The sequence below is a fragment of the Xanthomonas sp. NCPPB 3761 genome, assembly GCF_041475705.2.
GTDB lineage: Bacteria > Pseudomonadota > Gammaproteobacteria > Xanthomonadales > Xanthomonadaceae > Xanthomonas > Xanthomonas phaseoli.
In genome coordinates, this window is record NZ_CM191262.1 from 1,907,532 (window position 1) to 1,923,630 (window position 16,099).

Below are 16,099 nucleotides of genomic sequence, written 5' to 3' on the forward strand. Positions count from 1 at the left end.
CCTGCAAGTGCTTGTTTCTGGCTGGTAAAGCGGAGGCGTCGGGAGGCCCTGCCGTGGTACAATCCGGCGCTTGAATCGATCGGCGGGAGCGTGGGGTCGGCAGCCTGATGCAAGGGCGCTCCCGACGCGGCTTTCCGGCTCGCCCGCCACCTCACATACGGAACCCGAATGGCAGAAACCGCCAAGGAAATCATCCAGGTCAACCTGGAAGACGAGATGCGCAAGAGCTATCTCGATTACGCGATGAGCGTGATCGTGGGCCGCGCACTCCCCGATGCCCGTGATGGCCTCAAGCCTGTGCACCGGCGCGTGCTGTACGCGATGCACGAGCTGGGCGCCCACAGCAACAAGGCCTACTTCAAGTCGGCGCGTATCGTCGGCGACGTCATTGGTAAGTACCACCCGCACGGCGACCAGTCGGTGTACGACACGCTGGTGCGCATGGCGCAGCCGTTCTCGCTGCGCTACATGATGGTGGACGGCCAGGGTAACTTCGGTTCGGTCGACGGCGACTCTGCTGCGGCGATGCGTTACACCGAGTCGCGCATGTCGCGGCTGGCGCATGAGCTGATGGCCGACATCGACAAGGAAACCGTCGATTTCCAGCCCAATTACGACGAAAAGGAACAGGAGCCGACGGTCATGCCGACCCGGTTCCCGAGCCTGCTGGTCAATGGCTCGGCCGGTATCGCGGTGGGCATGGCCACCAATATCCCGCCGCATAACCTGACCGAAGCGATCAATGCCTGCATCGCGCTGATCGACACGCCCGAGCTGGACGTCGAAGGCCTGATGGAATACATCCCGGGCCCGGACTTCCCCACCGCCGGCATCATCAACGGCACCGCCGGCATCGCCGCCGGCTATCGCACCGGCCGTGGCCGCGTGCGCATCCGCGCCAAGGCCGATGTGGAAGTGGCCGACAACGGCCGCGAGGCGATCGTCGTTACCGAGATCCCGTACCAGGTCAACAAGGCGCGGCTGATCGAGAAGATCGCCGAGCTGGTCAAGGAAAAGAAGCTCGAAGGCATCAGCGAGCTGCGCGATGAGTCCGACAAGGACGGCATGCGCATCTACATCGAGGTCAAGCGCGGCGAATCGGCCGAGGTTGTGCTCAACAACCTGTACCAGCAGACCCAGATGGAGGCGGTGTTCGGCATCAACATGGTGGCGCTGATCGACGGCCGCCCGCAGTTGATGAACCTCAAGCAGATGCTGGAGGCGTTCATCCGCCACCGCCGCGAGGTGGTCACCCGTCGCACCATTTTCGAACTGCGCAAGGCGCGTGCGCGTGCGCACGTGCTGGAAGGCCTGACCGTTGCGTTGGCCAACATCGATGAAATGATCGAGTTGATCAAGACCTCGGCCAATCCGCAGGAAGCGCGCGAGCGCATGCTGGCCAAGACCTGGCAACCGGGCCTGGTGGGCGCGTTGCTGGGCGCGGCCGGTGCCGAAGCCTCCAAGCCGGAAGATCTGCCGCCGGGCGTGGGCCTGATCCAGGGCTTCTACCAGCTCAGCGAAGTGCAGGCCTCGCAGATCCTGGAAATGCGTCTGCATCGCCTGACCGGGTTGGAACAGGAAAAGCTGACCGACGAGTACAAGCAATTGCTCGGCGTCATCGAAGGCCTGATCCGCATCCTGGAAAACCCGGACGTGCTGCTGCAGGTGATCCGCGACGAGCTGATCAATATCCGCGAAGAATACGGCGACGAACGCCGCACCGAGATCCGTCACAGCGAGGAAGACCTGGACATCCTGGATCTGATCGCGCCGGAAGACGTGGTGGTGACGCTGTCGCACGCCGGCTATGCCAAGCGCCAGCCGGTGAGCGCGTATCGCGCGCAGCGCCGTGGTGGCCGTGGTCGCTCTGCCGCAGCGACCAAGGAAGAAGATTTCATCGACCAGCTGTGGCTGGTCAACACGCACGACACGCTGCTGACCTTCACCAGCAGCGGCAAGGTGTTCTGGCTGCCGGTGCACCAGTTGCCGGAAGCCGGCTCCAATGCGCGTGGCCGCCCGATCATCAACTGGATTCCGCTGGAAGCTGGCGAGCGTGTGCAGGCGGTGCTGCCGGTGCGCGAATACGCCGACAACCGCTACGTGTTCTTTGCCACGCGCAACGGCACGGTCAAGAAGACGCCGTTGAGCGAATTCGCCTTCCGCCTGGCGCGCGGCAAGATCGCCATCAATTTGGACGAGGGCGATGCGCTGGTCGGCGTGGCCTTGACCGATGGCGACCGCGACGTGTTGCTGTTCGCCTCCAACGGCAAGACCGTGCGCTTTGGCGAATCCACCGTGCGTTCGATGGGTCGTACCGCCACCGGCGTGCGCGGTATCCGTCTGACCAAGGGCGAGGAAGTGGTCAGCCTGATCGTGGCCGAGCGTGCCGGCGGCGTGGAAGAAGACATCGAAGGCGAGGAGGTCGATGACGTGGTGGAAGCCACCGATGCCGGCGAGTCTGCGGTGATCGAGGTCGCCGACGACGGCAACGTGGCCTACATCCTGACGGCCACCGAGAACGGCTACGGCAAGCGCACCCCGCTGACCGAATACCCACGCAAGGGGCGTGGCACCCAGGGCGTGATCGGCATCCAGACCACCGAGCGCAACGGCAAGCTGGTGCGTGCGGTGCTGCTGGGCGCCACCGATGAAGTGCTGCTGATTTCCGATGGCGGCACGCTGGTGCGGACACGTGGTTCGGAGATCTCGCGCGTGGGCCGTAACACGCAGGGCGTCACGCTGATCCGCTTGTCCAAGGGCGAAAAGTTGCAGGCGGTCGAACGCCTGGATGCGTCGCTGGATGAAGTGGATGAGGTGGTGGACGAAGCAAGCGCAAGCGTGAGCGACGCGCCGCCAGCCGACGCGTGATCGCATTGCCGCTGCCATGCACTTGACCAGAAACGCCGGTGAAAACCGGCGTTTTTTTATGCGCGACGTTTCTGGGGCGTCACGCTTTATGGCGTGCGCTGACATCTGCAACGCAGTGTCTTCATGCGTTCGCCGCAAAGATCGCAGCTCTTTCACTGGCACGGGTCGAAGGTTGCGGGTGGTGCGGCGGCGTTGCGTCGCCGCTGGTTCGAAGAGGAACAACTGATGACGATTCTGGATCGTCCTTCCGGTCGCGGCCATTCCTTCCGGTCGCGGCCATTGGGCGCTGGCGACCTTGGGAGGCGTGATTGCATTACTGGGTGCGGTACTGCTTGCCGGTGGCGTGTGGCTGGCTGCGTTAGGGGGCTCCTGGTACTACGCACCGGCCGGTGCGGCGATGCTCGTTGCCGGCGCGCTGCTGTTTCGTGGCCGCAATGCGGGCGCCTGGTGGTTTGCCGGCGTGGTGGCGGTTTCGTTGCTTTGGACGTGGTGGGAATCGGGCAGCGATTACTGGCGCTGGGTGCCGCGTCTGGGCCTGATCGTGGGCCTGGCATTGGTGCTCGCGCTGTTGCTGCCGAAACTGCAGCGCCCCGTGTCGCGCACCGTATCGCGCAGCCTGGCCGGTGCGCTGGCGGTGGTATTTGTGGTGGCGTTTGCATTGGCGTTCCTGCCGCATGGCGTGATGGAAGCCGACGGCGCGCTGGCGCATGCGGCAGGCGTGCTCGGTGGCCTGGTCACCCGCGACACATCCGCCCCGGTCGCGGCGTCCGGCGCACAGCCGGCCAACGCACCTGCCGATGGCGATTGGGCCGCGTACGGACGCAGCCAGGCTGGCCAGCGCTATTCGCCGTTGCAGCAGATCAATCGCGACAACGTGGCGCAGCTGCAGCAAGCCTGGCTTTTCCACACCGGCGATCTGCCCACCAAGCGCTGGGGTGCGGAAACCACGCCGCTGAAGGTGGGCGACAGCCTCTACCTGTGTACTGCACGCAACCAGGTGATTGCGCTGGACGCCGCCAGCGGCAAGCAGCGCTGGCGCTACGACCCCAAGGTCAAGGACGAGGCGATTCCGTACACGGCGGCATGCCGAGGGGTCTCGTATTACGAAGTGCCGGCGGCTGCCAACGCTGCGGATGCTGAAACAGCTGCAACCTCATCGGCGCAGCTATGCGGCACGCGCGTGATCGAAGGTACGCTCGACGGGCGCTTGATCGCGCTGGATGCACGCAGCGGCACGCCGTGCCCGGATTTCGGCAGCAACGGTCAGGTCGATATCACTGTCGGTATGGGCGAGACGCCGCCGGGCTATGTGTCGATCAATTCGCCGCCGGCCATCGTGCGCGGCGTGGTGGTCACCGGGCATCAGGTGCTGGACGGACAGAAGCGTTACGAGCCTTCCGGTGTGATCGAAGGCTTCGATGCGGTGACCGGCAAGTTGCGCTGGGCCTGGGATATGACCCATCCGGAATGGAACGGCGCACCGCCGCCGGGGCAGAGCTGGACGCGCGGCACACCCAATATGTGGACCACCGCCGCAGCCGATGAGCAGTTGGGTTATGTCTATCTGCCGATGGGCAATTCCACCGCCGATTACTGGAGCAGCTCGCGCACGCCGCAGGAGAACCGTTACGCGACCTCGCTGGTGGCGCTGGATGTCGCCACCGGCAAGCCGGTATGGAATTTCCAGACCACCCACATCGATGCATGGGATTACGACCTGGGCTCGCAACCGAGCCTGATCGACTTCCCCAAGGACGGCGTCAACGTGCCGGCGGTGCTGTTGCCGAGCAAGCAGGGCGAGCTGTACGTCCTGGATCGGCGCACCGGCAAGCCGCTGGTGGGCGTGGAAGAGCGAGCGGTGCCAGGCGGTGGCGTGGAGCCGCAGATGCGTGCCAAGACGCAGCCGTTCTCGCTGTATCACACGCTGCGCAAGCCGGATCTGACCGAGCGCGACATGTGGGGCATGACCCCGATCGATCAGTTGGTGTGCCGTATCCAGTTCCGCACCGCCAGCTACAAGGGCATCTATACGCCGCCGGAAGCGGACCGGCATTCGATCGAGTACCCCGGCTACAACGGCGGCTCGGATTGGGGCAGCGTGGCAGTGGACCCGCGGCGCGGCGTGATCGTGGCCAACTACAACGACATGCCCAACTACAACCTGCTGGTGCCGCGCGCCAAGGCCGACAAGCTGGGTTGGGCACCGCGCGATGAGGTGCGTGGCGATGCGGGCGGTGCAGAAGGCGCAGGCGACCCGCAGTCCGGCACGCCCTATGCGGTCAACGTCAATGCCGGCTGGCGTCTGCCGTTCACCAAGCTGTTGTGCAAGGAACCGCCGTACGGCGGCATCCGCGCCATCGATCTGGCCAGCGGCAAGACGCTGTGGGACCGCCCCTTCGGCAGTGCGCGCGGCAACGGCCCGTTCGGCATCCGTTCCGGCCTGCCGATCGAAATCGGGACACCGAACAATGGTGGCGCGGTGGTGACGGCAAGCGGTTTGATCTTCATTGCCGCAGCCACCGACGACCTGATCCGCGCGATCGATCTGGCCACCGGCAAGGAGCTGTGGCACGCCAAGTTGCCGGCCGGCGGCCAGGCCAACCCGATGGTGTACGAATACGGTGGCCGCGAATATCTGGTCATCATGGCCGGCGGGCACCACTTCATGGAGACCCCGGCAGGCGATGCATTGATCGCCTACGCGTTACCGCAGAAAGCGCAATGATGTCGGAGACGAGCGGGGGCGACTGCTAAAGACAGGCGCGTACGCAAACGCCATGCCACGTGGTTGGTGTCCGGAGTCGGAGTGTGCAATGCAGGCAGACATGCTGATTTCGCCCGCGCGTCGTCCGCCGGCAGCTAACGAGGGATCGCACCATTCGTCAGTGACTCAGGACCGTTGAAGCACGAAAAAGCGCACCGCAAGCGGTGCGCTTTTTTCTTGAAGCACATCTGTCAGGCGCTCAGCTATCTCGGCAAGACAACGCTGATCTGCCCAGCGCTTGCCCACATGATGCATCAGGCCGCACGCTTTCCCGATTCCCGATTCCCGATTCCCGATTCCCGAATCATCCAACGTTCGCCGCCACCTCATCATCCTGCACCGCATCGCGCACATCCTGCGCCAGCGTCGCCTTGACGATGATGGAGCGAATTGCGTCGGTGGCTTCGGACAGCGGCACATCGTTGCTCAGGCGCTGGAAGGTGTCGCGGCTGTTGTAGCCGGAGCCATCCTTCAGGTAATGCTCGTACATCGACAGCAGATCCTGGCAGGCGGTGATCAGCGCAGCGACATTGCCACGCACCAGCGCATGGCCAACCTGATCGAAGCTGTGCAGGCAATCGGCAAGCCAGTGCAGGTCGTAGCGCGCGGTGGCAGGCTCGGGTGCGTTGTGGCCGCGGCTGTAGGCGCTGTAGCGACGCAGGCTGCGTGCCACGCGCGCCACATGCGCGAACAGCGTGCCGATCTCGCTGGCGATATCCAGCCGCTGCACCAGCACCATGGGAATCACCTGGCCGGCCGCGGCTGCCTGCTGTTCGGAGGCGTTCTGCTCATGCTGGTCCAGCGATTGCTTGAGCACGGCATAACTGCGCTGCAGCGATTCCAGTTCCAGCGTGGTGGCCGCCGCACGCGCCTTCAGTTGCGACAGCGCCGCCTGGTAGCGGCCAAGGCTGTCCTGCGTGCTGGCAAGCTCGCCGGATTCGGCACGCAGCTGGCGGCCACGCACGAACGCCAGCCCGGTAGCGATCAGCGCCCAGAGTGCGAAGGCAGGCACCAGGTAGATCAGGATGCCCATGGGGATTCCTCGAAACGTTGCATATCTTGTCGGCCTGCAACGCGCAGACTTGAGGCTGATCCTTGGTGCATGCCCTGATCCGCGACATCGAGCTCAGACGCCGCAACTGCCTGCTTGCCGGCGCACAGGATCTGAAGCGGGAAGTGGTAGCCGGCAGAGGCCCGACAGCGGGCGCCTGCGGGTGGCGACTGCACGAAGCGAGTTTCGGGCGGGGCAGCCCTGCTGCTGCAGCGGTGCTGCCAAGCGTGACGCCGTTGGGCTGGATCAGCCCAGAATCCCCGGCAAATCCAGCCCTTTTTCCTTTGCGCAATCGGTTGCAATGGCGTAACCGGCATCGGCGTGGCGCATCACGCCGGTGGCCGGGTCGTTCCAGAGCACGCGTTCGATGCGCTTGTCGGCGGCCTCGCTGCCGTCGCAGACGATGACCATGCCGGCGTGCTGCGAAAAGCCCATGCCGACGCCGCCGCCGTGGTGCAGCGACACCCAGGTGGCGCCGCTGGCGGTGTTGAGCAGGGCATTGAGCAGCGGCCAGTCGGAGACCGCGTCCGAGCCGTCGGCCATCGCTTCGGTTTCGCGATTGGGCGAGGCCACGCTGCCCGAATCCAGATGGTCGCGGCCGATCACCACCGGCGCCTTCAGCTCGCCGCTGCGCACCATGGCGTTGAAGGCCAGGCCCAGCCGGTGGCGATCGCCCAGGCCCACCCAGCAGATACGCGCAGGCAGGCCCTGGAAGGCGATCTTTTCGGCTGCCATGTCGAGCCAGCGATGCAGGTGCGCATCGTCGGGGATGAGTTCCTTGACCTTGGCGTCGGTCTTGGCGATGTCGTCCGGGTCGCCGCTGAGCGCGACCCAGCGGAACGGGCCGATGCCGCGGCAGAACAGCGGACGGATGTAGGCGGGCACGAAGCCAGGGAAATCGAACGCGTTGTCGATGCCGGCCTCCAGCGCCATCTGGCGCAGGTTGTTGCCGTAATCGACGGTGGGCACGCCCAGTGCGTGGAAGGTGAGCATGGCGCGGATGTGGTTGGCCATCGACTCGCGCGCCGCCGCTTCCACTTCCTTGGGCGCACTTACGCGCTTTGCATCCCACTCTTCCACGCTCCAGCCCTGCGGCAGGTAGCCGTTGACCGGGTCGTGTGCGGAGGTCTGGTCGGTCAACAGATCCGGCTTGATCCCGCGCAGCAGCAGTTCGTCCAGCACGTCGGCAACATTGCCGAGCAGGCCGACCGACAGCGGCTTCTTCGCGGTGCACGACTCCTCGATCAGGCGCAGCGCCTCGTCCAGTGAGTCGGTCCACGTATCCAGATACCCGGTGCGCAGGCGCATGTCGATGCTGGAGCGGCGGCATTCCACTGCCAGGCAGGAGGCGCCGGCCATTACCGCCGCCAGCGGTTGCGCGCCGCCCATGCCGCCGAGACCGCCGGTGAACAGCCACTTGCCGGCCAGGTTGCCGGCGTAGTGCTGGCGGCCCATTTCCACGAAGGTTTCGTAGGTGCCCTGCACGATGCCTTGCGCGCCGATGTAGATCCAGCTGCCGGCGGTCATCTGGCCGTACATGGCCAGGCCCTTTTGATCGAGTTCGTTGAAGTGGTCCCAGTTGGCCCAGCGCGGCACCAGGTTGGAATTGGCGATCAGCACGCGCGGCGCATCGGCATGGGTGCGGAACACGCCCACCGGTTTGCCGGACTGCACCAGCAAGGTCTGGTCCTCGTCCAGACGCGTGAGCGCAGCAACGATGGCGTCGAAGGATTCCCAGTCGCGCGCGGCGCGGCCGATGCCGCCATAGACCACCAGTTCCTGCGGGCGCTCGGCCACGTCCGGGTCCAGGTTGTTCATCAGCATGCGTAGCGGCGCTTCGGTCAGCCAGCTCTTGGCGGTGAGCCTGGTGCCGGTGGCGGCGCGGATGACGCGGGTTGCATCGTGACGGGTCATGCCAGGTTCCTTGCAATCAACGGGTGGCCACAGGTGGCGCGGTGTCGGAAGAGGGCGCATTGGCGAAGTGCAGGCAGGCCTGCAGCACGTGGCGCAGGACTGCGCGCAGCACCACGGCGTGTACCGGCTGCCACGGCGTTGGCCAGTTTTCGGGAGTCAGGCTGTCCGGCTCGCGCATGTAGCCGCGGCAGGCCAGTTCCATCTGCAAGGTGTGCACGCCGTGCTCGGGCTGCGCGTAGTGGCGGGTGATCCAGCCGCCCTTGAAACGCCCGTTGCGCACCGTGCTGGAGCCGCTGCTGCGGCACAGGCGCTCCACCGCATCCACCAGGCGCCGGTCGCAGCTGCGGTCCTCGTTGCTGCCGATATTGAATTGCGGCAATTCGCCATCGAACAGATGCGGGATGAACGAGCGGATCGAATGCGCGTCGTAGACCACGATCTTGGCGTGCTGCGCGCGCAGGCGCGCAATTTCCTCGGCAAGCGCGGCGTGGTAGGGGTCGAACCAGCGCGTGCGACGCAACGCGATCTGCGCCTGATCCGGTGCCGCGCCATCGGCATACAGCGGCTGGTTGTCGAAGGTGGTGAGCGGGCACAGGCCGGTGGTGTTCTGGCCCGGATACAGCGAAGCCCCGCTCGGGTCGCGATTGACGTCGATGACCGAGCGCGAGATGGCAGTCCGCAGCGTGGTGGCGCCCAGCGATTGCGCGAAGTCGTAAAGCTGGTGTATCCACCAATCGGTATCGCGGCGCGCCAGCCACGGCGACACGAACTGGTCGGCCACGTCCTCCGGTAACTCGGTGCCGGTATGCGGAAAACTGATGATCAATGGCGCGTCGCCGCGGTGCAGTTCCAGCCAGCCGGGCAGGGCGTTCATCGCTGCGCTCCCTGTAAGCGTGCTGCGAGCGTGCGGCATGCGTTGCGCTGCTGTGCATTGCGGATGCGTCGCGTGCGCGCTGCCGCGTCACCGTTGGTGTGTGTGTTCGAAAAGATCGCCAAAGACTGCAGCTGCGGCCGCGACGATGCAGCGATTGATTCGATGCAGAAGCGCTGCCGACTCATACGTCCTGCTCCACACCCGGCAATGGGATCGCTACCGCCTGCGCCAACGCGCCCGAGCGCACCAATGCGCTGGCAGCCAGCAGATCCGGATGAAAATAGCGGTCGTCCTGCAGTGTCGGCACCTGCGCGCGCAACAGGGCACGCGCCGCTTCCAGCGCGGTGCTGGAGCGCGGCGGCGCGTGGAAGTCGCAGCCCTGCACGGCGGCCAGCAGCTCGATTCCGATCACGTGTGCGGCGTTCTCGGCCATCGCCAGCAAGCGGCGCGCACCGTGCGCCGCCATCGACACGTGATCTTCCTGATTGGCCGAGGTCGGAATCGAATCCACGCTGGCCGGATATGCGCGCTGCTTGTTTTCCGATACCAGCGCGGCAGCGGTCACCTGCGGAATCATGAAGCCGGAGTTCAAGCCCGGGCGCGGGGTGAGAAAGGCGGGCAGGCCGGACAGTGCCGGGTCGACCAGCATCGCGGTGCGGCGTTCGCTGATCGAGCCGATTTCGCACACCGCCAGCGCCAGCATGTCCGCGGCAAAGGCCACCGGCTCGGCGTGGAAGTTGCCGCCAGACAGCGCTTCGCCGGTATCGCTGAAGACCAGCGGGTTATCGGAAACGCCATTGGCTTCGATCTCCAGGGTGCGCGCGGCCTGACGCATCACATCCAGCGCCGCGCCCATCACCTGCGGCTGGCAGCGCAGGCAGTAGGGGTCCTGCACGCGCACATCGCCCAGCCGATGCGATTCGCGAATGGCCGAATCGGCCATCAGGGCGCGCAATGCCGCCGCAGTGGCGATCTGCCCGGGTTGCCCGCGCAGCGCGTGGATGCGCGCATCGAAGGGCGTGTCCGAGCCCTTGGCCGCTTCCACCGACAACGCACCGGTGACCAGCGCGGCCTGCAACACGGTTTCGATTTCGAACAGACCGGCCAGGGCGCAGGCGGTGGAAAACTGGGTGCCGTTGAGCAGGGCCAAGCCTTCCTTTGCACCCAGCACGCGCGGCTGCAGCTGCGCGCGTGCAAGCGCGTCGGCAGCAGGCAGGCGCTGCGCGCCGACGAAGGCTTCGCCAACGCCGATCATCACCGCGGCCAGATGCGACAGCGGTGCCAGATCGCCGGACGCGCCTACCGAGCCCTGGCACGGCACCACCGGCGTGATGCCGGCGCGCAGCATCGCTTCCAGCAACGCCAGCGTGTCCGGCTGCACGCCGGACGCACCCTGGGCCAGGCTGGTGAGCTTGAGTGCCATCATCAGCCGCACCACCGGCACCGGCGTGGGCTCGCCGACGCCAGCGGCGTGCGAGAGCACGATATTGCGCTGCAGGGTCTGCAGATCCTCGCGCTCGATGCGCACGCTGGCCAGCTTGCCGAAGCCGGTGTTGACGCCATACACCGGCTCGCCACGCGCGACGATGGCCTCCACCGTTTGCGCACTGCGCAACACCGCAGCAGCGCATGCATCGTCCAACGCGACGTCGGCACCGCGGTACAGCGCACGCCATTGCGCCAGCGTGACCTGGCCGGGTTGCAAGACAACAGAAACACTCATGACGACTCCGGATTCAGCACAGATGCCCGCGCCAGACGCGGGCATGAAGAGGATTGAAGCCCATGCGGTAGACCAGATCGGCCGGCGCATCGATATTCCAGATCGCCAGGTCGCAGTCCATGCCGGCGCGCAGCTGGCCCAGGCGCTCGCTACGCCCGAGCGCACGCGCCGCCTGGCGGGTGAACCCGGCGATGCATTCGTCCACGGTCATGCGGAACAACGTCGCCGCCATGTTCATCGCCAGCAGCGGGCTGGTCAGTGGCGAGGTGCCCGGATTGCAGTCGGTGGCCAGCGCCAGCGGCACGCCGGCCGTGCGCAGCGCGGCAATCGGCGGCAGCTGGGTATCGCGGGTGAAGTAGAACGCGCCTGGCAACAGCACTGCCACCGTGCCGGCGGCGGCCATCTCTGCAACGCCGGCCGGGTCCAGGTACTCGATGTGGTCGGCCGACAACGCGCCGTAGCGTGCGGCCAGTTCCGCGCCGTGCTGGTTGCTCAGCTGTTCGGCGTGGATCTTGATGCGCAAGCCATGCGCTTGCGCCGCAAGGAAGACCTGTTCGGCCTGCGCCTGCGAGAACGCCAGATGCTCGCAGAACACGTCCACCGCCTCGGCAAGCCCTTGCGCGGCGATCGCCGGAATCATCTGCGTGCAGACCTGGTCGATGTAGTGCTGCGCCTGCCCGCCAGGCGGCACGGCATGCGCGCCCAGGAAGGTCGGCACCACTTCCACCTTGCGCAGCGCGGCGAGTTGGCGCGCCACGCGCAGCTGCTTGATTTCATCGTCCAGCGTGAGCCCGTAGCCGGATTTGATTTCCAGCGTGGTCACGCCTTCGGCGAGCAGCGCATCCAGGCGCGGCAGGCTGGCGGCCAGGAGTGCCGCATCATCGGCGGCGCGGGTGGCGCGCACCGTTGCCACGATGCCGCCGCCGGCTGCGGCGATGTCGGCATAGCTGGCGCCGCGCAGGCGTTGCTCGAACTCATTGGCGCGATTGCCGGCGTACACCAGATGCGTGTGGCAATCGATCAGGCCGGGGCTGATCCAGCGGCGCTGGCAGTCGTGCGCACTGTCGGACTGCAGCGCCGGCGCCTGTGCGGCCGCGCCGGCGTAGACGATATGGCCGTGCCGGCAGGCGACGATGCCATCGTCCACGATGCCCAGGCCGCCATCGGCCGCATCCAGGGTCATCAGTTGCGCGTTGTGCCACAAAACGTCGCAATGCATGGCGCAGGCTCGTGGTGTCTGATATGTATATACAATAAGTTCGGCGATCGAGGGTGTCCAGTGGCAGACCAACAGGCGCAGGTGTTCTGGGCAGCCCGGGCCTTGTTGCCCGACGGCTGGGCGAGCGGCGTGCGGATCACGCTGTCACAGGGCCGCATCGGCGCGGTGCAGGTCGATGCGCCTGCCGCCCCCGCCGACACGCGTTGCGAGGTAGTGCTGCCTGGCCTGGGCAACCTGCATAGCCATGCCTTTCAGCGTGGCATGGCAGGGTTGACCGAAGTGGGCGGGCGCAGCGGCGACAGCTTCTGGAGCTGGCGCGAGCTGATGTACCGCTTCGTCGACCGGCTCGACCCGGAGAGCCTGCAGGCGATCGCCGAGCAGGCCTATGCGGAGATGCTCGAAAGCGGCTTCACCCGGGTCGGCGAATTCCATTACCTGCATCACGCGGCGAGCGGTGCGCCGTATGCGCAGGCCGGCGAAATGTCCGAGCGCATTGCCGCCGCTGCCGCCAACACCGGCATCGGGCTCAGCCTGTTGCCGGTGTTCTATGCGCACTCGGATTTCGGTGGTGCTGCCCCCAGCCCGGCGCAGCGCCGTCTGATTCACGACATCGACGGCTTTGCGCGCTTGCTGGACCACTGCAGGCACAGCCTGAAAGCGCTGCCGGATGCGGTGCTCGGGCTGGCGCCACACAGCCTGCGCGCGGTGACTCCGCAGCAACTGGCAGCGCTGGTGCCGCTTACCGATGGCCCCATCCATCTGCATATCGCCGAGCAACAGCGTGAAGTGGACGCCTGCCTGGCCTGGTCCAAGCAGCGCCCGGTGCAGTGGCTGCTGGCCAACGCGCCGGTGGACGCGCGCTGGTGTCTGGTGCACGCCACGCATGTGGATGCACACGAACTGGATGCGATTGTCGCCAGCGGCGCGGTGGTGGGTCTATGCCCGATCACCGAGGCGAACCTGGGCGATGGCGTGTTCCCGATGCAGGCCTTTGCTGCCGCGGGCGGGCGGTTTGGCGTGGGTTCGGATTCGAACGTGCTGATCGATGCTGCCGAAGAACTGCGCCTGCTCGAGTACGGCCAGCGCCTGACGCTGCGGGCGCGCAATGTCTTGGCGCAGGGGCCTGTGTCGAGCGGGCGTTGGCTCTACGACCAGGCCGGCCTGGGTGCCGCGCAGGCGCTGGGCCTTGCGCAGACCGGCATCGGTGTCGGCGCAGCGGCCGATCTGATCGAATTGGACACGGCGCATCCGGCCCTGCAGGCGCGCAGCGACGATGCATGGCTGGACAGCTGGCTGTTTGCCGCGCGTGGCAACGCGGTGCGCAATGTCTGGCGCGGCGGGCGCTGGGTGGTGCGCAACGGGCAACATGTCGACCGCGCCCGTATCGCCACACGGTTTGCCGCGGTGTTGCGCAGCCTGCTGGGTCAGTGACATTGGCCATCGCACGGCGGCAAGAGCGGTCAGGTGGATGCCCAGCGGCGCGCCGGAGTCGTGGTGTACGCTTCACACCCGCCGATTACCGGCCCCGGCCGCAACGGCCAGTGGCTGCGCCTGAATCGCTCCAAGCGGGTGCGCGCGCAGTGCCGCTCCTGGAGCCGGCGCAGACGCAGCTGCGTCGCCACAGCAGGTGCACGCAGTGCCCTCGTCCCTGCGGCGTGCATGGTGCATGCCGCAACGTGCAGCTGGCGCACGCTGCCGACCCTGCGGCATGCCGATTGAATCGCCGCTCTTTCCGGAGACCCGTGCTTTGACCGCCACCACCACCATCGTGCCTGGCACCTTGCATCAGCGCATCCGCCAGGATCTGGAACAACGCATCCATAGCGGCGACTGGCCGCCCGGGCACCGCGTGCCGCCCGAGCACGAGTTGATGGCGCAATACGGCTGTTCGCGCATGACAGTGAACAAGGTGCTCGGCTTGCTGGCCGATGCCGGCATGATCGAACGCCGCCGCCGTACGGGCTCGTTCGTGGCACGGCAGCACCCGCATCTGGAACAGGTGGCGCTTTCGATCCCGGACATCGAAGTGGAAATGACCACGCGCGGCCATGCGTATCGGTTCTCCTTGTTGTCGCGGCAGCTGCGCAACGTGCGGCAGCGCGTGCCGCAGGAACGTGCGCTTGGCAGTACCGGCAAGGTGCTGGAATTGCAAAGCGTGCACCTGGCCGACGGCCGCCCGTTTGCGCTGGAGCGCCGGGTGATCGACATCACCACCGTGCCCGACGCATTGGACCAGCCGTTCACGGAGGTGGCGCCGGGCAGCTGGTTATTGCGCAACGTGCCATGGACGCGTGCCGAGCACCGCATCAGCGCTGCCAGTGCCGACGCCGCGCAGGCCAAGCAGCTCCAGGCGGACGATGGCGCGGCCTGCCTGGTGATCGACCGCCACACCTGGCGCGGCGAGCTGCCGGTCACCTACGTGCGCCAGATGTTCTTGGGCGGTTCGTACGATCTGGTGGCGCGGTTCGCGCCAGGACTGCGCTGAGCTGATGTCGGCGGGCGAAGGGCGCGGTACCGCAGCGCTCGAGTCACTGCGGTTGTTGGCTGAATTGTCATCGGCCGTGTTGCAGTCGCTTTACGCCGAGATGGCGGCGACTGCGCGTTCGCAGGCATGTGCCCGGTTGAGCAAGCGCAGCGACGCTTCACCAAGACCGCAGCCAAGGTCTCAGTATCAAATCGTGCTGCACTGACGCCAGCGTACCGGCTCAGCGGTTCCCGGGCGGGGGTTGAGCTGCACGCGCACCGTGCGCAGGTACGGGTAGCGTTGCAGCTCGCGGCAAATCAGCGGCCATGCCGCGCTGTCTTCCACCGTCCGATCCACCACCAGGGTTGCCTGGGTCAGCCAGATGCCGCGCACCAGTCCCGGTGTCTGCGCCAAGGCCTTGGAGACGTCCCGCTGATAGCCCTGGATGGTGGCCGCATCCGGTTCTGCGCCGGCTGCCGGCGCGGCCGGGGTCGCAGGAGTGGGTGAGGGCGTCGGCTGGGCGGGACTGGCGGAGGCGGTAGGTGCCGCGACCACGCGGGCCGGTGCAGGAACAGGCGAAGACGCCGCGGTGCGCGATGTGGCCGGCGTCGGCGTCGGCGCCGGCGGGCGCAGCGTCAGCACCGCCATGACTGCCAGCGTCGCCAGTGCGGCACCGGCAATGATGCTGTGGCGGATCGCGCGGCGGCGCGCCGCACCGACCACGCCGGCTTCCACATCGCCAGGCAGATAGGGTTTGAGCAGCGGCCACAGACGCACACCGTCCAGCACTTCGATCGATTGCTTCTCCGCGGCGGCGATGCCTTCGCGCTCCATACGGCCTTCGGTCACCATCACGCCGCCGTTGGCACCGGCCAGCCGCGCCATCGCGCCCAGCTCGTTCACTGCCGCCACGCCGATGCGATAACCGCGCCCGTGCTTGCAGGCCACCAGCCGGGTGCCATGCTCGGTCTGCATCATGAAATCGGCGGTGGGCAGGCCATCCTGCGGCAACTGCGTGGGCTGCCATCCACGTTGATCCTGCAGAACGCGCAGCACCACGGCGGAAAAATCGCGCCAGTGCATGATGGCCAGCGCGCGTACGCCTTCATGCACTTCATTGGCGCGTCGTCGCACTAGCCACAGGTAGGCAGACACCGCCAGCCAGAGCAGCAGTGCGGCCAAGGGCGCCAGAATCCAGTAAGGCATGAGCATCAAGCAATGG

General features: G+C 66.5%; 11 protein-coding genes. 5 read left to right on the forward strand and 6 right to left on the reverse strand.

Translation table 11 applies throughout. The features are described from left to right. Positions 1-168 precede the first annotated feature (168 nt). A complete protein-coding gene (gene gyrA, locus ACCQ00_RS08440; RefSeq protein ID WP_039569213.1) occupies positions 169-2,868 on the forward strand; it encodes a DNA gyrase subunit A in 2,700 nt (899 codons plus the stop codon). Positions 2,869-3,172: 304 nt separating this feature from the next. Further along, positions 3,173-5,593, forward strand: coding sequence for a membrane-bound PQQ-dependent dehydrogenase, glucose/quinate/shikimate family (locus tag ACCQ00_RS08445; RefSeq protein WP_046736002.1), 2,421 nt, complete (start codon positions 3,173-3,175; stop codon positions 5,591-5,593). A 343-nt stretch (positions 5,594-5,936) separates the two neighbouring features. On the opposite strand, the gene ACCQ00_RS08450 is transcribed toward ACCQ00_RS08445, so the two are convergent. The 5 genes from ACCQ00_RS08450 to hutI all read right to left on the reverse strand — a co-directional run bounded on the left by ACCQ00_RS08450 (position 5,937) and on the right by hutI (position 12,413). Then, positions 5,937-6,665 (reverse strand): hypothetical protein, encoded by a 729-nt coding sequence (locus tag ACCQ00_RS08450; protein WP_017158165.1) that lies wholly within the window; start codon positions 6,663-6,665, stop codon positions 5,937-5,939. Between the two features lie 264 nt (positions 6,666-6,929). Then, complete coding sequence (gene hutU, locus ACCQ00_RS08455) at positions 6,930-8,597, reverse strand: urocanate hydratase (RefSeq protein WP_039569217.1); 1,668 nt, start codon at positions 8,595-8,597, stop codon at positions 6,930-6,932. 16 nt (positions 8,598-8,613) lie between these two features. Next, on the reverse strand, positions 8,614-9,471 hold the full coding sequence (gene hutG, locus ACCQ00_RS08460; RefSeq protein ID WP_039569219.1) for an N-formylglutamate deformylase: 858 nt from the start codon (positions 9,469-9,471) through the stop codon (positions 8,614-8,616). Positions 9,472-9,652: 181 nt separating this feature from the next. Further along, positions 9,653-11,194 (reverse strand): histidine ammonia-lyase, encoded by a 1,542-nt coding sequence (hutH, locus tag ACCQ00_RS08465; RefSeq protein WP_039569225.1) that lies wholly within the window; start codon positions 11,192-11,194, stop codon positions 9,653-9,655. Positions 11,195-11,207: 13 nt separating this feature from the next. Further along, a complete protein-coding gene (gene hutI, locus ACCQ00_RS08470; protein ID WP_039569227.1) occupies positions 11,208-12,413 on the reverse strand; it encodes an imidazolonepropionase in 1,206 nt (401 codons plus the stop codon). Between the two features lie 60 nt (positions 12,414-12,473). Between hutI and ACCQ00_RS08475 the strand changes: the two genes are divergently transcribed. Genes ACCQ00_RS08475 through hutC form a run of 3 tightly spaced genes read left to right on the forward strand, consistent with a single transcriptional unit; the run spans position 12,474 to position 14,898 of the window. Beyond that, positions 12,474-13,844: a formimidoylglutamate deiminase gene (locus ACCQ00_RS08475; RefSeq protein WP_039569230.1), complete on the forward strand. Its 1,371-nt coding sequence runs from the start codon at positions 12,474-12,476 to the stop codon at positions 13,842-13,844. 60 nt (positions 13,845-13,904) lie between these two features. Further along, positions 13,905-14,132 carry a hypothetical protein gene (locus ACCQ00_RS08480; RefSeq protein WP_039569233.1) on the forward strand — a complete coding sequence of 76 codons (228 nt, stop codon included), beginning with the start codon at positions 13,905-13,907 and terminating at the stop codon, positions 14,130-14,132. Beyond that, the gene (gene hutC / locus ACCQ00_RS08485) at positions 14,122-14,898 is read left to right on the forward strand and encodes a histidine utilization transcriptional repressor HutC (RefSeq protein ID WP_017158172.1); all 777 of its coding nucleotides are present in this window, start codon (positions 14,122-14,124) and stop codon (positions 14,896-14,898) included. The genes ACCQ00_RS08480 and hutC overlap by 11 nt, the downstream gene beginning before the upstream one ends. 186 nt (positions 14,899-15,084) lie before the next feature. Here hutC and ACCQ00_RS08490 read toward each other — a convergent pair whose 3' ends face one another. Next, entirely contained in the window at positions 15,085-16,089 is a 1,005-nt protein-coding gene (locus tag ACCQ00_RS08490; protein ID WP_039569236.1) for a restriction endonuclease, read from the reverse strand. Positions 16,090-16,099 lie beyond the last annotated feature (10 nt).

What these genes read in the sequence shown, in the direction of transcription:
- gyrA (WP_039569213.1), top strand. Translation starts at nt 169, where the DNA reads ATGGCAGAAACCGCCAAGGAAATCATCCAGGTCAACCTGGAAGACGAG.
- ACCQ00_RS08450 (WP_017158165.1), bottom strand. Translation starts at nt 6,665, where the DNA reads ATGGGCATCCTGATCTACCTGGTGCCTGCCTTCGCACTCTGGGCGCTG.
- hutU (WP_039569217.1), bottom strand. Translation starts at nt 8,597, where the DNA reads ATGACCCGTCACGATGCAACCCGCGTCATCCGCGCCGCCACCGGCACC.
- hutG (WP_039569219.1), bottom strand. Translation starts at nt 9,471, where the DNA reads ATGAACGCCCTGCCCGGCTGGCTGGAACTGCACCGCGGCGACGCGCCA.
- hutH (WP_039569225.1), bottom strand. Translation starts at nt 11,194, where the DNA reads ATGAGTGTTTCTGTTGTCTTGCAACCCGGCCAGGTCACGCTGGCGCAA.
- hutI (WP_039569227.1), bottom strand. Translation starts at nt 12,413, where the DNA reads ATGCATTGCGACGTTTTGTGGCACAACGCGCAACTGATGACCCTGGAT.
- hutC (WP_017158172.1), top strand. Translation starts at nt 14,122, where the DNA reads ATGCCGATTGAATCGCCGCTCTTTCCGGAGACCCGTGCTTTGACCGCC.
- ACCQ00_RS08490 (WP_039569236.1), bottom strand. Translation starts at nt 16,089, where the DNA reads ATGCTCATGCCTTACTGGATTCTGGCGCCCTTGGCCGCACTGCTGCTC.